The 18,330-nt window shown below is 70.4% G+C and carries 16 protein-coding genes; 5 read left to right on the forward strand and 11 right to left on the reverse strand.

What is annotated here, in order from left to right; all coding sequences use genetic code 11:
• Positions 1–2: 2 nt before the first annotated feature.
• The 3 genes from N8J89_RS28100 to N8J89_RS28110 all read right to left on the reverse strand — a co-directional run bounded on the left by N8J89_RS28100 (position 3) and on the right by N8J89_RS28110 (position 1,583).
• On the reverse strand, positions 3–158 hold the full coding sequence (locus tag N8J89_RS28100; RefSeq protein ID WP_283660014.1) for a hypothetical protein: 156 nt from the start codon (positions 156–158) through the stop codon (positions 3–5).
• The gene (locus tag N8J89_RS28105; protein WP_283660015.1) at positions 101–613 is read right to left on the reverse strand and encodes a hypothetical protein; all 513 of its coding nucleotides are present in this window, start codon (positions 611–613) and stop codon (positions 101–103) included. Before N8J89_RS28105 ends, N8J89_RS28100 begins: the two co-directional genes overlap by 58 nt.
• Positions 614–683: 70 nt before the next feature.
• Positions 684–1,583: an SMP-30/gluconolactonase/LRE family protein gene (locus N8J89_RS28110; RefSeq protein ID WP_283660016.1), complete on the reverse strand. Its 900-nt coding sequence runs from the start codon at positions 1,581–1,583 to the stop codon at positions 684–686.
• A 61-nt stretch (positions 1,584–1,644) separates the two neighbouring features.
• Between N8J89_RS28110 and N8J89_RS28115 the strand changes: the two genes are divergently transcribed.
• Positions 1,645–2,118: an Lrp/AsnC family transcriptional regulator gene (locus N8J89_RS28115; protein WP_283660017.1), complete on the forward strand. Its 474-nt coding sequence runs from the start codon at positions 1,645–1,647 to the stop codon at positions 2,116–2,118.
• A 31-nt stretch (positions 2,119–2,149) separates the two neighbouring features.
• Here N8J89_RS28115 and N8J89_RS28120 read toward each other — a convergent pair whose 3' ends face one another.
• Positions 2,150–2,305, reverse strand: coding sequence for a DUF6131 family protein (locus N8J89_RS28120; protein WP_247763934.1), 156 nt, complete (start codon positions 2,303–2,305; stop codon positions 2,150–2,152).
• A gap of 100 nt (positions 2,306–2,405) precedes the next feature.
• Entirely contained in the window at positions 2,406–5,423 is a 3,018-nt protein-coding gene (locus tag N8J89_RS28125) for an NACHT domain-containing protein (protein WP_283660018.1), read from the reverse strand.
• 135 nt (positions 5,424–5,558) lie between these two features.
• Between N8J89_RS28125 and N8J89_RS28130 the strand changes: the two genes are divergently transcribed.
• The 3 genes from N8J89_RS28130 (at position 5,559) to N8J89_RS28140 (ending at position 10,848) form a co-directional block, all read left to right on the forward strand.
• The gene (locus N8J89_RS28130; RefSeq protein WP_283660019.1) at positions 5,559–6,803 is read left to right on the forward strand and encodes a sensor histidine kinase; all 1,245 of its coding nucleotides are present in this window, start codon (positions 5,559–5,561) and stop codon (positions 6,801–6,803) included.
• Positions 6,804–6,933: 130 nt separating this feature from the next.
• Entirely contained in the window at positions 6,934–7,941 is a 1,008-nt protein-coding gene (locus tag N8J89_RS28135; protein WP_283660020.1) for a PQQ-dependent sugar dehydrogenase, read from the forward strand.
• A 168-nt stretch (positions 7,942–8,109) separates the two neighbouring features.
• Complete coding sequence (locus tag N8J89_RS28140; protein WP_283660021.1) at positions 8,110–10,848, forward strand: ATP-binding protein; 2,739 nt, start codon at positions 8,110–8,112, stop codon at positions 10,846–10,848.
• 171 nt (positions 10,849–11,019) lie between these two features.
• Here N8J89_RS28140 and N8J89_RS28145 read toward each other — a convergent pair whose 3' ends face one another.
• The 4 genes from N8J89_RS28145 to N8J89_RS28160 all read right to left on the reverse strand — a co-directional run bounded on the left by N8J89_RS28145 (position 11,020) and on the right by N8J89_RS28160 (position 15,180).
• Positions 11,020–12,549 (reverse strand): NAD(P)/FAD-dependent oxidoreductase, encoded by a 1,530-nt coding sequence (locus N8J89_RS28145; protein ID WP_283660022.1) that lies wholly within the window; start codon positions 12,547–12,549, stop codon positions 11,020–11,022.
• Positions 12,546–13,415 carry a 4Fe-4S domain-containing protein gene (locus N8J89_RS28150; RefSeq protein WP_283660023.1) on the reverse strand — a complete coding sequence of 290 codons (870 nt, stop codon included), beginning with the start codon at positions 13,413–13,415 and terminating at the stop codon, positions 12,546–12,548. Before N8J89_RS28150 ends, N8J89_RS28145 begins: the two co-directional genes overlap by 4 nt.
• A 234-nt stretch (positions 13,416–13,649) precedes the next feature.
• The gene (locus tag N8J89_RS28155) at positions 13,650–14,651 is read right to left on the reverse strand and encodes a DUF4142 domain-containing protein (RefSeq protein ID WP_283660024.1); all 1,002 of its coding nucleotides are present in this window, start codon (positions 14,649–14,651) and stop codon (positions 13,650–13,652) included.
• Positions 14,641–15,180, reverse strand: a complete 540-nt coding sequence (locus N8J89_RS28160) for a hypothetical protein (protein ID WP_283666264.1) — start codon at positions 15,178–15,180, stop codon at positions 14,641–14,643. The genes N8J89_RS28155 and N8J89_RS28160 overlap by 11 nt, the downstream gene beginning before the upstream one ends.
• Positions 15,181–15,346: 166 nt before the next feature.
• Between N8J89_RS28160 and N8J89_RS28165 the strand changes: the two genes are divergently transcribed.
• Positions 15,347–15,901: a sigma-70 family RNA polymerase sigma factor gene (locus N8J89_RS28165; RefSeq protein WP_283660025.1), complete on the forward strand. Its 555-nt coding sequence runs from the start codon at positions 15,347–15,349 to the stop codon at positions 15,899–15,901.
• A gap of 158 nt (positions 15,902–16,059) precedes the next feature.
• Here N8J89_RS28165 and N8J89_RS28170 read toward each other — a convergent pair whose 3' ends face one another.
• Together N8J89_RS28170 and N8J89_RS28175 are read right to left on the reverse strand one after the other, a co-directional pair.
• Positions 16,060–17,433, reverse strand: a complete 1,374-nt coding sequence (locus N8J89_RS28170; protein WP_283666265.1) for a GH1 family beta-glucosidase — start codon at positions 17,431–17,433, stop codon at positions 16,060–16,062.
• A gap of 67 nt (positions 17,434–17,500) precedes the next feature.
• Complete coding sequence (locus N8J89_RS28175) at positions 17,501–18,328, reverse strand: carbohydrate ABC transporter permease (protein WP_283660026.1); 828 nt, start codon at positions 18,326–18,328, stop codon at positions 17,501–17,503.
• Positions 18,329–18,330: the final 2 nt, after the last annotated feature.

The following is an 18,330-nucleotide window of genomic DNA, read 5'->3' on the forward strand; positions in this document are numbered from 1 at the left end:
GGTCAGAGTTCCAGCCGGGGCAGCAGCGGGTGAAGCACGGCCAGCCTGCCGAGCGCGATCGCGCCGCGCAGCACCAGCGTGCGCAGCGCGGGCAGCCCGGTCAGGCAGGGGCTCGCGCGGTCAGCTGCGCCAGGTTGGGCAGGTCGCCGTGGACGCACAGCGCACAGGCCACCGCGGTCTCCTCGGGGTGAATGGCGATGCTGGGCGGCAGGTGGTCCAGCACCGCCTCGCCGACCACCGTCAGCTCGGTCGCGGCCTTGGTGTCCTTGGGCGGCAACAGTTTCTCCGTGGCCAGCCGCACCCGCTCCAGCAGCTCGGGACTGCGCTCGGCCCGGCTGAGCAGGCCGCGGATCAGCTCGGTGCGCTGTGCCAGGTTGGCCTGGCCGGTGGTCATCAGCACCACCTCCCGCCAGGCCACCACAGCATGGCGCACAGCAGCGGGCTGGTGGCCAGCTGGGCGAGGTAGGTGCTGGGTGTCCAGCTTGCGCAGCAGTTCCGCTTGGCAGGCGGGCAGTTCGGTTTCCAGGTCGGGCGGAGCGAGGGTGGTCATGGCCTCGTGCCACTGTCGGATGAAGGCGCGGATGTCCGCGCGCGCCATGGGTTCCACGGTCACGGTGTGGGTTTGGCCGCCTTGAGGGCAGACCACCCAGGTCGGTCATGACAGGCCAGCGTAAGGACCCCGGTCAGCGCGGGTAGCGGATTCCGTTGAAGTTGACTCGAATCGAGTACACTGAGCTGGTCGCGCAGATGTACAGGTTGTTCCTCTTGGGACCGCCAAAAGTGAGGTTGGCGCAGACCTCGGGCACTCGCAGTTTGCCGATCAGCGTGCCGTCCGGGGCGAAGCAGTGCAGCCCGTCCCCCGCGGCCAGCCAGACCCGCCCCAGCTCGTCCAGCCGGACGCCGTCCGGGTTGCCAGTGGCGCACTCGGCGAAGACCTCACCGCCGCTGAGGGTTCCGTTGTCCAGCACGGTGAATCGGCGGATGTGCCGGTGCCGGGTGTCGGCCACGTACAGCTGCTGCTCGTCGGCGGAGAAGGCCAAACCGTTGGGGCGCGCGAAATCGTCGGCGACCCTGGTGACCTCGCCGCCGGGGTCGATGCGGTAGACGTGGCAGCCGTCGGTCTCGCTCTCGCCCCGGTTGCCCTCGTAGTCGCTGTCGATGCCGTAGCTGGGATCGGTGAACCAGAGCGACCCGTCCGATCGTTGGACGATGTCGTTGGGACTGTTGAGCTTCCGCCCCTGCCACTGGTCGGCGAGCACGGTGACGGTCCCGTCCGGTTCGGTCCGGGTGACCCGCCGCGCGCCCTGCTCACAGCTGACCAGCCGGCCCTGCCGGTCCACGGTGTGGCCGTTGCTGTAGTTGGCGGGCTGCCGGAAAACCCCGACCGCGCCGGTGGTCTCGTCCCAGCGCATCATGCGGTCGTTGGGGATGTCGCTGAACACCAGGTACCGCCCGGCCGGGAAGTAGGCGGGTCCTTCCAGCCAGCGCCCACCGTCGAACAGGACCTCCAGGTAGTCATCCCCCGCGACCCGCTGGAACCGCTCGTCCAGCACCTCGAACACAGCCCGCACTCGGTCAGCCATCTCCGCCTCTTCCTGAATCAGGTTCGGCGGTAAGCTAGCATGACCACATGAGGTTCTGTCGATGATGGATGACACAGATCGCACTCTGCTCGCCGAGCTACAGCGGGACGCCACCCAGTCCTATGCCGCACTGGGCGCCGCGGTGGGCCTGTCCGCAGGCGCGGCACACGAGCGAGTCCGGAAACTGAAGGAACGTGGGATCATCCGCCGCACCACGGTCGAGGTCGACCCGGCCGCAGTCGGCGCGGGCGTGCTGTCCTTCGTACTGGTGGAGTCCAAGGCCTGGATGGGCGAAGCGGCCACCCGGAAGGCCTTCGCGGCGATACCGGAGGTTCAGGAAGCGCACATCGTGGCGGGCGCGGCCTCGGTGATGCTGAAGGTGCGCACCGGCACCACGGAACAGTTGCAGGACGTGCTGCGCCGCGTCTTCGCGGTCAAAGGAGTCTCCGGCACCCAGACTGTGATGTCGCTGGAGACGATGTTCGAGCGGTCAGTCCACTGTGGACACCCTGGACCCGTGGGCGCGCCGGGCTGACAGACGACGCGCCCACGGGAGATCAAGGACGTCAGTACCAATGCGGCCGGCCGCCCACGGCTCGGCCGGTTCCGCCGAGGACCGCCAGGACCAGCCCGATCACGACCAGCACCATGCCGATCGTCCACAGGACGGAGATGTCGGCAAGAAATCCAATGAGGAGCAGGATCGCACCGAGAATGATCACTGTTGCCTCCCTTTCTGGTGGGGACGCTTCGGGGATTACCGGCCCCACATCTGGCCAAACCTGCCGCGCCGGGGTGCCGCCGTTCGGCCCAGCGCGACTGCTAGTCCCGGATCAGCGACCCGATCCTGGGCGTGACGGCCAGCTTCACCCCTCTTCTCAGCAACGGCCGGAGGTCCTGGTCATCGCTTTTGTTGTTGGTGTGGACCGTTTCCAACAGTGGCAATGCGAGCAGGGGGCTGAGGTCGGTGTCAGGCGCGAGGTTCCACAAGGTCAAGGAACGAAGGTTGCCGCACCGTGCCAAGGGAGCCAGATCAAGTGAGTCGAGACCACCTTCGAGCCCGAAGTGCTCCAGCTTCTTCGCGCGCTGGAGCACTTCAAGAGCCTGCGGCTCGCGGAGGCCGAACACCATCAGGTCGCGCAGCTTCGGCAACTCGGCGACCAACTGGAGGTCCATACCCGTACACCTGTGCCCCAGGGTCAGCACCTCCAGTCCACGCAGTTGCTTGAGTGGGGCCAAGCTCGGCAGGACATCCGGACTAAGGAGTGTCAAGACACGAAGGTTCGGCAGCCGAGTCAGCGCGGGGATGCCGGTGACCCGCCGGGCGTTGACGAGCGCCACGGTGTCGAGAACCGGAAATTGATCCACGAGCCGATCCAGATCAACCTTCCTGGCCCTGGCGAGTTGAAGGCCGGTCAGCAGCGGCAAGGGAGGTAGGCCCTTGGTGTCAGTAGTCCGGAGTCGCCGGAGCCTCCGGAGAAGCGGTAGGTGGGGATACATGTCCGGGCCTTCGACACTGACCCAGCCTGGATGAAGTGGCGCGTCGGCAAGAATTTCTCGGGCGTACCGACCAGGGTCGAAGCTACTCCAGCCGGCCACCAACTCGAACTGGACTCCCGCACGCGTGTCAGCCACGTAGCCGGCCAGCAGTCGCTGCGCTCTCGGCCCGCCGATCATGACAGCCAGTTCGACACAGTTTGCCGCACCCGAGCTGTCCAGGGGCTCGGATCGAGTGGGCATGAAGTCCAGCAGCCATTCTCCCGCAGCAGCCAGCTCCCTGATCTCATCCGGCAGCACGGGAGGCAGCAACTCCATCGCGACCTGTTCGATCCGCCGCCGCAACTCCTCCCGGATCGGTCTGGGGTTGGCCATGGCCGTGATCACCAACAGTCGCAGCTTGCGCGCGAGGTCCGGAGCTTCCCGGTCGGCCCGGTCGAGCAGACCGCTGAACAGCTCGACGCGCTGCGGGTTGGTCGCCTGTCCCGGTGTCATCAGCAGAACCTCGCGCCAGGAAGGTTCGTGCGCCTCCTTCACCAGCCGCGGGATGTGGTTCTCCTCCACGATCTCCTTCGCGGCCAGGAACTCTTGCAGGGTCAGGTGCACGAAGTCGATCCGGCCGACCACCGGCTCGCGGATCACTCCGCTGCGCTCGATCAGGTAGTTGAGGATGGTCTCGCCGCTGAGCTCCTTGCCTGCCAGTCGGATCATCGCCTTGGCGGCTTCGGTGAACTTCTGCTCGACCTGCTTTCTGTCCACTTCGGACAGTTCGTTGAGCGTCAGGTGCCAGGCAAGCCGTTGCAACAGGGTCTGTTTGGCTTGCAGATCCAGCAGCTGGTCCAGGTCGGTTCGGATGTTCCGGCTCTGGTCCCGGTTCACCAGCAGCATCTCCAGGGCCGCCTGGTACAGGCTGGTGCGGTCCTTGGGCAGCTGGGTCTCCCGGTCCAGGTTGAGCGCGCACAACATGGCGCACAGCAGGGGGCTGACGGCCAGCGCCCGGAGATGGCCTTGGACTGAGAGCTGGCGCAACAGCTCGTCCTGGAACGCGGGGAGTTCGTCGTCGGCGCAGCCCGCCCGGCCGCGGATGGCCTCGTGCCAGCGGCGGACGAAGACTTCCACCTCCTCCTCCCCCATCGGCTGGACCGCGGCCGAGTGGAACTCCAGCCCGCTGAGCCAGTCCTGGGCAGCCGCCGCAGGCCGCGAGGTGATGACGTACCGGGCATGCGGATAGGTGCGCACGAGTCCTTGGAGCCAGGACCGGACCAGATCCCTGCGCTGGTGCGGCAGCTCGTCCACCCCGTCGATCAACAGGATCGCTTGACCGCCCAGCAGTTGGCGGTGCACCCAGCCTGCCGGGAGGAGCTGGAACAGTGGATCGGCCTCCTTGGCGAAGAACTCGTCCGGCCGCGGCAGCCGCTCCACCTCTGCGAAGCTGCGCAACTTGACCAGCAACGGGACCTGGCCGTTCCAGTGCTCCAACTCCTCCCGGAACCGGCTGCCCGCCGCCGTCACCGCCAGCCACCGCAGCAACGTGCTCTTGCCGCAACCGGCCTCGCCACGGATGAAGGTCCGGCGATGTGCGCCCAGCACTTTCGAGAGACGGCTCTCCCTGCCGCCATCGGCGCGCAGGTTCAGGTAGGCCACGCTGAGCCGGACCGAGGACCGCTGGCTGACCGGAACGCCGAGCAGATCCAGCCGATCCATCGTCGAGGTGACGAATTCCAGGTAACGAAACCGGAAATCCTCGTCTTTCTCCGCCCCCTCCGGCGCATCCAAGCTGGTGAAGGGCAGCCGATCAAGCACCCGCTCGACGTCATCAGCCAGCGTGGTGAGCCGGGCCAGCATCTCCACCGAAGCCCGGGACTGGAATGGTTCCAGTTGGATGACCAGGCGGACCAAGCACAGGCAGGCAATGTCCAGGAGTCGGGAGTAGACGGTCTCCGCGTCAGCGGACAAGCCATCCGGCGGAGTCGTGCGGTCCCGGACCGACCTGGCCAGCTTGCGGTGATCCAAGTCAACCTTGAACAGCGCCTCATCCGTCAACTCATGCCCTGACAACGCTTCGCTAACAGCCGCCAGAGCCGCCGCGATCTCGTGTTCCGGCAAATGGCGGAACTCCTGCTCCGCCCGAGCTTGGAACCGCGCGAAGACATCCGTGACCATCCGCTCCAACTGCTCGCGCACCTTCCGACGGGTCAAGAAGTCCCCGACACTGGCGTTGACCAGCTCCGACAGCTCAGCGAAGCGCTGTTTGCGGGCCTTCAGATCCGGCAGCAGCGGCCGGATCACCTGGATGACCGTCTGGGTGGCCACGCGCAGCAGGGAGGTTTCGAGGGCGATCACCGGCCGAGGCTATGCCGGTTAGTTCGACCGTTGTGTGCGTTGCCGCACGGTGGTACGCCATTCGGCGACTTGCCCCGGACCAGGTGACTGGCATGGAATCTGGGTTCAGGGGCGAGGTAGGGGAGTGCGGTGGCGGTGCATCCGCGGACTGAGGCACAGCAGGAACCCGGCGAGACCAAACGCAGGCGGTGGGCCTGGCTTGATCCGCGGTACATGCTCGCGGAGAACGGGGAGCAGCGGACGCGGTGGTTCATCGCGGTCATCTTGTTCGTGCAGCGGGCCTCCTACCTGATCCCGGCCTCGATCGCGATGGCCAGCGCCGACCTGCACCGGCACTCCAGCCCGGCGCTCAACGGGGCGCTGCTCGGGCTGGCCTGGGGGTGGCAGGGCTATCTCGGCTACCACGTGCGCAAGCACGGCTGGTTCACCTACCGGCATGTCGGCGTGGACATCGTGCTGGCCTGCGCGCTGATGACCGTGGTGACCTCCAACGTGCAAGCCGGGTTCGAGTTCACCACGGTCAACTGGGCGCCGAAGTACGCCCTGGGCACCGCGGCGCTGATCGGGGCGGTGCTGCCGCTGCGCTGGGCGGTGGCGCTCAACGCGGTGCCGATGGCCTGGTACGTGCTCACCCTCAGCGCGGAGACCCAGCCGGGTCAGCCGCTGCTGCCCGCGGTGGTCGGGCACCTCAACTCGTGCATCTTCTTCGGCGCGATCCTCTACTTCATGACCCGGTACCTGACCGCGCAGGCCCAGTACCTGGACGAGCAGACCGAGGCACGCCTGCGAGCGGAGACGAGGCAGGCCGCCGAGCGGGCCCGGTTCGAGACCAGGACGCGGCACTACCGGGCCCTGCACGACAACGCGCTGGCCACGCTGACCGCGATCTCCATGGGCGGGCTGGACCACCGGTCGGAGGAGGTGCGCAGGCGCTGTGGCAAGGACGCCGAGTACGTGCGGCGGCTGATCGCGGCCGACACCACCAACTCCTTCACCGGGCTCGGTGACCGGCTGGCCGAGGTGGTCACCGACGCCGAAGCCCTCGACCTGCGGGTGCGCTACATCCCGGACACCGTGCCGGGTCACCTGCCGCACCACGTGGTGGAGGCGGTGGCCGACGCCTGCCGGGAGGCGCTGAACAACGTGGCCAAGCACGCCGGCACCGACCAGGCCTGGGTGACCGTGTCCTGGGTGGAGGGCACCCTGAGTGTGCGGGTGGTGGACCGCGGCCGGGGGTTCGACCCGATCCGCACCCCGCGCGGGCAGGGGCTGACCTCCTCCATCGGCGGGCGGATGCGGGAGATCGGCGGGAGTGTGCAGGTCGACTCGATGGCCGACAGCGGGACCTGCGTGGAGCTGGTCTGGTCGCATTCGAGTTGACCTTCTGTCCACACCGGACCTTTGCGACGAAAGTCGTGACCGGGGGCTGCCTTCTCCGGTGGCCGGTGCGCGGGCGGGGGTGTTGGCTTGGTGGACAACCCTCCTACTGCCGCCGATTGGGGAGTCCACCATGAGGAGACGACTTCGGCTGCTGCTCGCCGCGACCGCTGTCGCGGCCCTGCCCCTGGGAACCGCGGCCGCGGAACCGGCCGCGGTCCGGGTGATCGCGCAGAACCTGGCCTACACCTGGGGCGTCGGCTTCCTGCCCGACGGCTCCGCGCTGGTGACCGAGCGCAACAGCGCGCGGGTGCTCTCGATCAAGGGCACCGCGGTCAGCACCGCCGCCACCATTCCCGGGGTGCGCCCGGGCGGTGAGGGCGGGCTGATGGGCATCGCGGTGTCGCCGAACTACGCCAGTGACGGCTGGATCTTCGTCTACTACACCTCGGCCAGTGACAACCGGATCGCCCGGTTCAAGCTCGGCCAGGCGCCGCAGCCCATCGTCACCGGCATCCCGAAGGCCAACATCCACAACGGCGGGCGGCTGGCCTTCGGGCCCGACGGCCACCTCTACGCCGGCACCGGCGACGCGGCCAACACCGCCAACTCGCAGAACCCGAACTCCCTCGGCGGCAAGATCCTGCGGATGACCCTGGACGGCAAACCCGCGCCGGGCAACCCCTCCGGCACCCTGGTCTACACGCTGGGGCACCGCAACGTGCAGGGACTGGCCTGGGACAGCAAGGGTCGGATGTTCGCCTCCGAGCTGGGCCAGAACCGGCAGGACGAGCTGAACCAGATCGTGGCCGGGTCCAACTACGGCTGGCCGACCTGTGAGGGCCGCTGCAACGACACCCGGTTCCGCAACCCGCTGCTGACCTGGACCACGGCGGAGGCCTCGCCGAGTGGGATCGCGGTCTACAACAACAACGTCTACGTGACCGCGCTGCGCGGGCAGCGGCTGTGGAAGGTGCCGCTGACCGACTCCGGCGTGGGCAACCCGACCTCGCTCTACCAGGGCACTTACGGCCGACTGCGGGACGCGGCGGTGGCGCCGGACCGGACGCTGTGGGTGCTGACCTCCAACGGCCCCAGCGGGGTCGCCGGTGGTGACAAGGTGCTCAGCACCGACGGCTAGACCAATCAGGCGCAACCGGAGCACCGAAAGCCCGCGAATCCGGCCAGATTCGGGTGTCTTCTTGACCACCGGGAACCGTGCAGGCGGTTACGGTGAGGGGCCAGACGCCACGCGTGGACCGCCGCCCTGCGCAAACTGACCTGAGCCCGTCAAGGAGTACTCGTGTTGGTGGAGCGGTCATCCGAGCTGTCCGCACTTCGGGCCGCGGTGCACAGTGCCCAGTCCGGCGTGGGCCGGACCGTGGTCATCGAAGGACCCAGCGGGATCGGCAAGACGGCGCTGCTGGACGCGGCGGCCGAGCACGCCGTCACCGCGGGCTGTCACGTGCTGCGCGGCGGGTGCCGGGCGGCGGAGCAGGACACCGAGCTGGGGCTGGCCGCGCAGCTGGTGGCGCCGCTGCTCCGGGAAGGGGAGAACGGGCTGGAGTTGTTCTCCGGCCCCGATGTCACGGTGTGGAGCCGGTTGTGCCACCTGCTGGCCGGACCGGCCGCGCCCGGCCCGCTGTGCGTCTTCGCCGACGACGTGCAGTGGGCCGACCGCGCGTCACTGGACCTGCTGGTGCGCTGCGCCGGGCACACCGCGGCGCTGCCGATCGCGCTGGTGGTCACCGCGCGGGCGGGCAGCGGCGAGGCGCGCGCGCCGGAGGCGGCCGAACTGCTCGAGGCCACGGGCGGCGAGCCGATCCGGCCGGAGCCGCTGACCGAGCGCGGGGTCGGCCTGCTGCTGCGCAACCGGCTCAACCAGCAGCCAGCCGAGGCCTTCACCTCGGCCTGTCACCGGTTGACCGGCGGCGAGCCGCAGCTGCTCACCTCGGTGCTGGACGCGGTGCAGCGCAAGGGGATCGAGCCGCAGCCCGAGCAGCTGTTCGCGCTGCGCGCCGTCGTCGGCCAGCTGCGCACCGGGCTCGCGGTGGCCCGGTTGCGCGCGGAGTCCCGCGCGGTGCGGCGGCTGGCCGAGGTGATCGCGCTGCTGGGCGAGTCCACCAGCCTGGCCGTGGTGGGCGAGCTGATCGGGCTGGCACCCGAGCAGGCGGAACGGGCCGCGGCCCGGCTGCGGCAGCTGTCCATCTTCGGCAAGGGCAGGCGGCTGACCGTCAGCGATCCGAAGGTGCGCCAGACCGTGCTGCGCTGGCTGCCCTCGCACGACCACCACCGGCTGCGGGTGCAGGCGGCGAAACTGTTGCGGGAGCACGGGGAGTCGCCCGACCTGATCGCGCCGCACCTGGTCTCGGCGCGGCCGGAGGGCGATCAGCAGGCGGTGGACGTGCTGCGCACCGCGGCCGGGAACGCGTTGCGGCGCGGGGACCACCGCTCGGCCACCGGCTACCTGCGGCGAGCTTTGGCTGAGCCGCCAACGGGTTCGCTGCGGGCCACGGTGCTCACCGAGCTGTCCGCGGCGCGCTACCACACCGATCCTGGCGCGGCCGCGGACAGCCTGCTGGACGCCCTCGCGCTGGCGCCGACCCCGCACGCGCAGGCCGCGCTGCTGACCAACTACCCGCATCCCAGCGTGATCAGCTCGACGCCGGCGCTGGTGGGCGTGGTCAAGCGGATCGTGCCGCAGCTGTGGCCGGGTGAGGGCAGTGTGGAGCCCTCGCCGCTGCTGACCGCGGCGCGGCTGCTGGCGCTGGTGCCGGCCACCGATCCGCAGGACGCGGACACACGTTACGGCTCGGTGCGGCGGAGTGTGCACCAGCAGTGGAACAACCTCAAGGCCACCAGGGCCGGCCGGCAGCTGCTCGCGGTGGAGGCCTACAACCAGGCCATCCGGTGTTCCGGGGAGATCGAGCAGATCCGGGCGCTGGCCAGGCTTTCCCTCACCGACGCGCCGGACACCGCGGAGTTCCTGACCTCGCCGCTGCTCTACGGCGGGGTCGCGCTGGCGCTGACCGACGACCTGCCGGAGGCGTTGGCCGCGCTGGACTCGCCGATCGTGGACGCCCAGCGCAAGGGGTCCACCGCGCCCCTGGTGACCGGGTTGAGCTACCGGGCGATGATGCTGATCCGGCAGGGCCGGGTGCAGGACGCGATCGGCGAGGCGCGGATGGCCGCGCGGCTGCTGCGCACGGTGCCGGAGCACCCGAACCGGGGCGCGGTGGTGCTCGCGCTGGGCGGCGCGCTGCTGGAGAACGGGCGGCCGGAGCGGGCCGCGGCGGTGGTGCACAAGTACGTCACCGGGCGCGGGGGCGGATTCCGGGAGTGGGACCAGGTTTTCGCCCTCTCCGGCCGGATCCGCCTGGTGCAGAAGGACGCCACCGGCGCGCTGCGGGACGCGCTGGACTGCGGGCGGCGGCTGGCCGAGGTTGGCTGGACCTATCCCGGTTGTGTGCCGTGGCGTTCGGTGGCCGCGATCGCGCACCTGATGATGGACCAGTCCCGGGATGCCTGGCCGCTGGTGGAGGAGGAGCTGGCGCTGACCCGCAGCTGGGGTTCGCCGGAGCCGCTGGGCGTGGCGCTGTGCACGGCGGCGCGGCTGACCGGGGAGCGGGCCGGGTTGCGGTACCTGGACGAGGCGGTGACGGTGCTGCGCGGGCGGACCAGTCGGCTGGAGCTGGCGCGGGCGCTGATCCAGCGCGGCAAGGCGCGGCAGCGGCTCGGCGTGGCCGGTGCGGACGAATCACTGCGCGAGGCGCTGCGGCTGGGCGAGCGCTGCGCCGCGCCGCGGGTGGTGACCAGGGCGCGGACCCTGTTGCGGGAGTACGGTTTCCGGGCCGACGGCAGTGGTGAGCTCAGCCGCACCGAGCTGCGGGTGGCCGCGCTGGCCGCCGAGGGGCACACCAACCAGGAGATCGCCGAACGCTTCCACGTCGGCCTGCGCACGGTGGAGATCCACCTGACCCACGCCTACCGCAAGCTCGGCATCCGCGGCCGCACCCAGCTAGCCGAAGCCCTGGCCAAAGCGAACTGACCCCGCACGCCGTGTTGGCCGATCTCGCACGCCGTGTTGGCCGAAGTCGTAGGCCGTGTTGGCCGAAGTCGTACCCCGTGTTGGCCGAACGGATGCCGAGTTCGGCCAACACGGGGTACCAGAACGGCCAACACACCGTCCAACTACGGCCAACACGGCGTGCGGGAGCGGTCAGCTGGTGCGGCGGCGGCGGAGCTGGCGGGAGATGCCGTTGGCGGGGGCGTCGAGCTCGGCGGGTTCGGTGAAGGACCACTGGCGGGTCGGGGGTTTGGGGGCCATCCGCGGGATCGGGCGGGCCGGGGGCATCGGGATGGGGCCGGAGGCCGGGCCGCCGGGGCGGGGTGCGGCCACCGGGACCGGGATGCCTTGCGGTGGCGGGAACGGCGGCGGGGTGGGCTGGCCGAGGGTGGGTGCCGGGAACGGCGGGGGTGTGACCGGTCCCGGCACCCGGCCCCGCGCGGCGGGAGGGCGCGCGGGGGTGATGGTGGCGACCGAGGCGGGCGCGGGGGCGTGCAGGCGCGGCCTGGTCTGGCGGTCCAGCTCGGCGGTCCAGGTGAGCAGGGCCTGCGGGCTGTTCAGCGCGACCAGGCCGACCAGGCGGCCGCCGGAGACGAAGCCGGTCACGCTCTGGTCCGGCCGGGACGACGGCAGCAGCTGGACGGTGTCCTCGCCGAGGGCGGGCAGGCCAGCGCCCTGGATGCGCATGCCGTGCTGCTCGGACCAGAACCTGGGGATCGGGGTGAACGGCTTGGCCGCGGCCCGGCCCGCCAGCAGGCTTTCCGCGGCGTGGCGGCCCATCTCGATCGCGTTGAGCCAGTGTTCGACCCGGCGGGGGCGGGCGTCGAAGCGCAGGTTGGGCCAGCGGGCCACGTCCCCGGCGGCCACGATGTCACCACGGCCGAGCACGTGGCAGGTCGGCTCGCAGAGCGCGCCGTCGTCGATGGTCAGGCCGGAGCCGCGCAGCCAGTTGACCGCGGGCACCGAACCGGCGCACACCACCACCGCGCCGGCCACGATCACCTGGCCGCTGGAGAGGTTGAGCACCACGCCCTGCTGCTGCGGCAGCCAGTGCAGCACCCGCTCCCCCAGCGCCAGGTCGACCCCGTTGCCGCGGTGCAGCTCGGTGATCCGCTCGGCCAGCTGCGGGCCGACGGCCTTGCCCAGCAACGACTTCGACCGGCCGACGATGGTGACCTCACCGCCGAGGTGGTGCGCGGTGGAGGCCAGCTCGCAGCCGATGAACCCGGCGCCGAGCACCACCAGCGGACGGCGGGTCCGCTGCAGGTTCTGCCGCAGGGCCAGCGCCTCCTCGACGGTGTGCAGGAAGTGCACCCTGGGGTCGTGCACCGGAACCCCTGGCAGGTGGCGGGGTTCCACGCCGGTGGCGATCACCAGGCCGTCGTAGCGCAGTTCCTCGCCGCCGGGCAGGTGCACCACCTGGCGGCGCGGGTCCAGGCCCAGCACCGGGGTGGCCAGCCGCCACACCGCGTCCAGCTCGGTGTAGCTGGGCAGCAGCAGGTCACTGGGCCGCAGCTTGCCGCAGAGCAGCTGCTTGGACAGCGGCGGCCGGTGGTACGGCGGGGTCTGCTCGGCGCCGACCAGGACGATCTCGTCGGCGTAGCCCAGCTCCCGCAGGCGTTCCGCGGTGCGCAGCCCGGCCACACCGGCGCCGACCACCACCACGCGTTCCTTCTTCCTCACTTGACACGCTCCTGAACGGTGATCGCGCGCATCGGGCAGCAGCGCGCCGCGGCCTTGGCCTGGGTGGCGAACTGCGCGTGCGGGCTGGTGTCGTAGCGCAGCCGCCCGTCCTCCACCAGCTGGAACACCTCCGGCGCCGCGGTCTCACAGATCCCGTACCGCTGGCACCGCTCGTTGTCCACGCTGACCCCGACCTTCCCGGCGCGCGGGTTGGGCGGCGCGGCCGGGTCCTGGTGCACCGGCTGGACCGCCGGTTCGGCCGAGACCAACCCGACCTTGGTGAGCAGCCTCGGCGGCAGGAAGCGCAGCGCGGTCAACGTGATCACCGGCACCACCAGGGTGATCCCGGCGGTCTGCAGCAGCGCGAGGTTGCCGTTGGCGGCCGCGCCCAGCCAGGCGTGGATCACGGTCAGCCCGACCGCGAGGTAGCCGAGCTGGTGGAAGCGCAGCCAGTGCCGGTAGACCAGCCACCGGCGCACCGTCACCGAGATGGCCACCGCGGTCATCAGCTGCAGCCCGATGATCCCGGCCGCGTGCCGGGCCAGGCCGCCTTCGGCAAACGGGACCAGGACCTTGAACAGGCCGAAGTCGATGTCGGTGACGAAGACGAAGGCGAAGCCGTGCAGGGAGCCGAAGGCGATGGTCATCACCGCCAGCATCATGTGGCCGCTGCGCAGGGCCTGTCTGCTGGTGGTGCGCCGCACCCACCCGGTGGCGGTCAGCACGCCCCAGACCAGGGTGAAGCACATCATGGCGTAGGCCAGCCTCGCGGAGAGCGCGGCCACCTGACGGACGCCGGTGTCGTGCGGGGAGATCTGGGCGAGAATCGCGTCCAACGCGGTGATGTCGGCGAGTGGGCTCAACACCGGATGCCTCCAGCGACTCGGGAGAAAATGGGGCGAGGCGAAACCCGGGCGGCGTGGTGGGCGCCTGCCCGGCCGTGGCGAACGGGGAGGCACGGCCGGGCAGTGCGAATGAGAGTCAATACCTCCCCTCTTTCAGCAGCTCGATTACCTCGTGGGCGCACTGAACGAATTGCGGAGGCGAGCTCGACTGGAACAACTCCATTGTTGGACTCGCTCCAGACAATGCCGGGTTGCCTATCTGGACTGCACGAACCGGACCACCCCGATGGTGGCCGCGGCCAGCCCGGTGCACAGCAGCAGCACCAGCAGGATCATCCCGCCGCCACCGGCGTCGTCGGCCCAGGAGGAGGAGCTGGCGTTGGCCACGTCCCGCTGCTGCGGCGGCTCCACCGGCTCGCCGGCCGGCGCGGCCGGGGTCGGCTTGGCCCGCACCGAGGGCTTGGGCGCGGCCGGCGCCTTGGTGGTGTCCGGCGGCGCGGCGGCCCCGGCACTGGAACTGGGCGCGGCCGAGGGCGGTGGCGCGGCGCCGGGGTTGGGCGGCAGTGGCAGCTCCTGGAAGTTGACCAGCCTGGTGCTCTCCAGCAGCGTCATGTGCCGCATCACCGCGTTGATGCCCTCCTGGGCGAACTCGCGGACCAGGTTGTTGCGACTGCCGGAGCGGACCGCGGCGACCACGGTGAAGACCTTGCCGTGCGCGGCGCGCAGCCGGTCGGCGAAGAGCTGGTCGAACGCCTCGCCGGTGGCCCCGCGCAGCTCGGCCATCCAGCCCTGCTGGTCGGGACTGGCCTCATCGGGCAGCGGGACGCCGAGGGTGGCGGCCACCTTCTTGACCCTGGTGTCCAGCACCTCGTGGTCCTTCATGATCAGCCTGCCCACCTCCTTCACCCGCGGTGCCGCCGCCCTGACCTGGGCTTCATCGCCCATGGGCATCTCCCAGAGGCCGGCCTGGCGCACCTTGACCAGCAGGTCGCGGTCGGCGGGCCCGAGCGGGCCGTAGTTGGTCTGCTCCCAGCCGGGCCCGGAGGTCTCGTCGTCCGGCTGGGTGACCGGCTGGGTGGGCGCCGGTTTGGCCGATGGCGGTGGTGCGGCCGGTTTGGAGCTGGCGGGGGGTGGCGGCGCCCCGGTGGTCTCGTCGGCCAGCGCGGCCCCCGCGGGGGCGAGCGCGACGGCCGCGGCGGCGACGGTGAGCGCGCTGCCCCGTAGGAGCCGGGTGCGGACGGATCGGTCAGTTGCCACTTGCGTTGCCTCCATTCGCCGGTGCCGCCGCCTTCTTGCCGTCGGGGGTGGCCGCGTGCCAGGTGCCGCCCTTGCCGTGTCCGTTGGACTCGCCGGGCCTGGCGTCCTTGGCGAAGCGGTACAGCGGCCAGCCGCCCACGGTGACCTGCTGTTCGCCGTCGGCGCGCAGGATCGTGTTGACCAGCGCCGGATCGATCCCCTCGACCTGGAAGTTGCCGTTGGCGAGCACGGGTGGCCACTGCGCGGCGCAGGCGTCGACGCAGTTGGACTTCGCCGGTTTGGCGGTGTCCTTGTCGAATCGGTACAGGGTGTAGCCCTCGTGGTCGGTGATTACCGAACCAAGTCCGGCGACCTGCCTGGCGTGCATCAACGAGCTTTCGTGGCCGGGCTGGAAACTCGCCGGGACCTCGCCGGAATCGCCGCTGCCGCCGGCCCTGGGGGCGCCGTCCCCGCCACAGGCGGCGGTGGACAATGCGGCGGCGAAGGCTATCGCCGCCAACGCGGGGGCCTTACTGCCGCTGATTTTCATCTCGGTCACCTTTCCCACTGCACATCACGCCCAACGCCCTGGACTACGGATCTCCCTCAGGGGTGGTTCAGGACCAAATCCGCGATTACCGAAAAAAGGTGATCTGGGTCACATACGAGGTATGAAACTACGCTGGGTCATGCCCGGGGCACAGCACGATGTCGCCATGCCAGAGCAACTTCGCGTCCACCACCGCAGAGCCCACGGCCCCGCGCATCCGGGCGCGGAACTCCTCGAGTGGCTCGACCTGAACTTCGGCAGGCGGCTGCTGCGGTTCACCACCGCACTCACCGGCGGCGACCGCCAGTGGGCCGAGGACGTGGTTCAGGAGACCTGGCTGCGCGCCTGGCGCAACGCCGGGAAGCTGCGCCCGGAGGCCGATGAGGTGCTGCCGTGGCTGTTCACCGTGGCCAGGCGGATCGTGGTGGACGGGGTCCGCCACCGCAAAGCCCGGCCCACCGAGGTGGACCTGACCCAGCTGGGCGAGGCCACCGTGCGGGATGAGGCCGAGCACGTGGTCATCAGCATCACCGTGGCCGACGCGCTCAACCAGCTGAGCAAGGAGCACCGGGAGGCCATCCGGGAGACCTACCTGCGCGACCGCACGGTCAACGAGGCGGCCCGCATCCTCGGCGTGCCACCGGGAACGGTGAAGTCCCGGGTCTACTACGGCCTGCGCATGCTCAACCAACTGCTCCAGGAGCGAGGCGTCACCCGGTGACCCCACCCCGCGTGTTGGCCGATCTCGCACGGTGTGTTGGCCGATCTCGTACCGTGTGTTGGCCGAAGTCGCACGGTGTGTTGGCCGGTGTGGACCGGGCTGGTGGGATCCAGCCGTCCACAACGGCCAACACCGCGTACGACTTCGGCCAACACTCGCTAGTCGGTGGGGACCGCGTTGTCGGTGACGACCTTGGCGTAGGCGTGTGCGGAGTCCTTGAGGGTGCGGGCCTGGGTGGCGAAGTCGACGTGCACCAGGCCGAAGCGCTTGTCGTAGCCGAAGGCCCACTCGAAGTTGTCCAGCAGCGACCAGGCCAGGTAGCCGCGCACGTCCACGCCGGCCTGGATGGCGGCGTGCACCGCGCGCAGGTGCGCCAGCAGGTAGGCGGTGCGCTCGGGGTCGTGCACCTGGCCGTCCGGGCTTACCTCGTCGGGGAAGGCCGAGCCGTTCTCGGTGACCAGCAACGGCATGCCCGGCGCCTGCTCGGCCAGCCAGCGCAGCAGGTCGGTCAGCGCGGCGGCCTCCTGCTCCCAGCCGGTGTGGGTCAGCGGGCCCTCCGGCGGCAGGATCTCCACCCCGCGCAGGCCCGGCAGCGCGCCGGGGGTCTCGAACAGCGGGTCGGCGGCGGGGGCCACCCTGGTGGGGTTGTAGTAGTTCACGCCGAGCCAGTCGATCGGCGCGGCGATCTCGGCCAGGTCGCCGTCCCGGATGGCCGGGGCCAGCGCGTTGAGGTGGGCCACCTCGGAGAGCACGTCGGCCGGGTAGTCCCCGCGCAGCACCGGTTCCAGGAACAGCCTGCCGGAGAGGCCCTCGACCTTGCGCGCGGCCGCCAGGTGCGCCTCGTCGGCCACCGCGGGCCTGGCCGTGCTGAAGTTGAGCACCAGCGAGAACTGCTGGCCCGGCCGGGCCTGCGCGCGCATCGCGGTGGTCGCCCGCCCGTGCGCCAGCAGCAGGTGGTGCGCGGCCACCAGCGCCGAGGCCGGGTCGGCGATGCCGGGGGCGTGGATGCCGATGCCGTAGCCCAGGTAGGCCGGGCAGAACGGCTCGTTGAGCGTGGTCCACTGCTTGACCCGGTCGCCGAGGTGGGCGTGCGCGATCCGGGCGTACTCGGTGAAGTGGTCCACGGTGTCCCGGTTGACCCAGCCGCCCTTGTCCTGCAACGCCTGCGGCAGGTCCCAGTGGTAGAGCGTCACCATCGGCTCGATGCCGGCTTCCAGCAGGGCGTCCACCAGCCGGTCGTAGAAGGCCAGTCCGCGCGGCTCGGCCGGGCCGGTGCCGGTGGGCTGGATGCGGGGCCAGGCAAGGGAGAACCGGTAGCTGGACACGCCGAGCCGCTTCATCAGCGCGATGTCCTCGGGGTACCGGGTGTAGTGCTCGCAGGCGGGTTCGCCGGTGTCACCACCCTCCACCTTGCCGGGAGTGGCCGCGAAGGTGTCCCAGATGGACGGTCCTCGACCGTCCACTGTGGTCGCTCCCTCGATCTGGAACGCCGAGGTCGCGGTGCCCCAGACGAATCCCGGCGGGAAGGCCAGCGGTGCTCGGCTGGCGGCCGGCGCGGCGACGGAGCGGTCGGCAGAGTCGGTTGTGGTCAAGTTCCCCTCATCCCTTGACGGCGCCCTGCATGATCCCGCCGACGATGTGCCGGGCGAGCAGCAGGAACAGCGCGATCACCGGCAGCACACCCAGTGTGGCCCCGGTCAGCATCAGCGAGTAGTCGGTGTAGTAGCCGCTGGCCAGCGTGGACACCGCGACCTGCACGGTCGGGCTGTCGTTGGGGTCCAGCACGATCAGCGGCCAGAAGTAGTCGTTCCAGGCGGTCATGAAGGTGAGCATGCCCAGCACCGCGGCCTGCGGGCGGATCGCGGGCAGGGCGACGGTGAAGAAGGTGCGCAGCACCGAGCAGCCGTCCACCCTGGCCGCCTCGATCAGCTCGTGCGGCACGGTCTCCTCGCAGGCCTGGCGCATCATGAACACGCCGAGCGCGCCCACCAGCGCGGGCAGGATGACCGCTTGGAGCTGGCCGTACCAGTCCAGCTCGGACATCAGCATGTACAGCGGGATCACGCCCAGCTGGGTGGGCACCATCGCGGTGCCGACCACCACCAGGAACAGCGAGTCCCGGCCACGGAAACGCAGGCGGGCGAAGGCGAACCCGGCCAGCGAGGACAACAGCACGTTGGCCACCGCCACGGTGGAGGCGATGATCAGCGAGTTCTGGATGGCCAGCCAGAAGTCCACGGTGTCGAAGACCCTGGCGATGTTGGCGAACAGGTTCCCGCCGGGGATCAGCGGCGGCACCTTGTCGCCGATCGCGGAGTTGTCCTTGGAGGCCACCACGAAGGAGAAGTACAGCGGGAACACCGAGGCGAGCAGGAACGCCGAGAGCAGGCCGTAGACCAGGAAACCCGGCCGTCGAGTGGTCGGCACCG

The organism is Crossiella sp. CA-258035, from assembly GCF_030064675.1.
Lineage (GTDB): Bacteria > Actinomycetota > Actinomycetes > Mycobacteriales > Pseudonocardiaceae > Crossiella.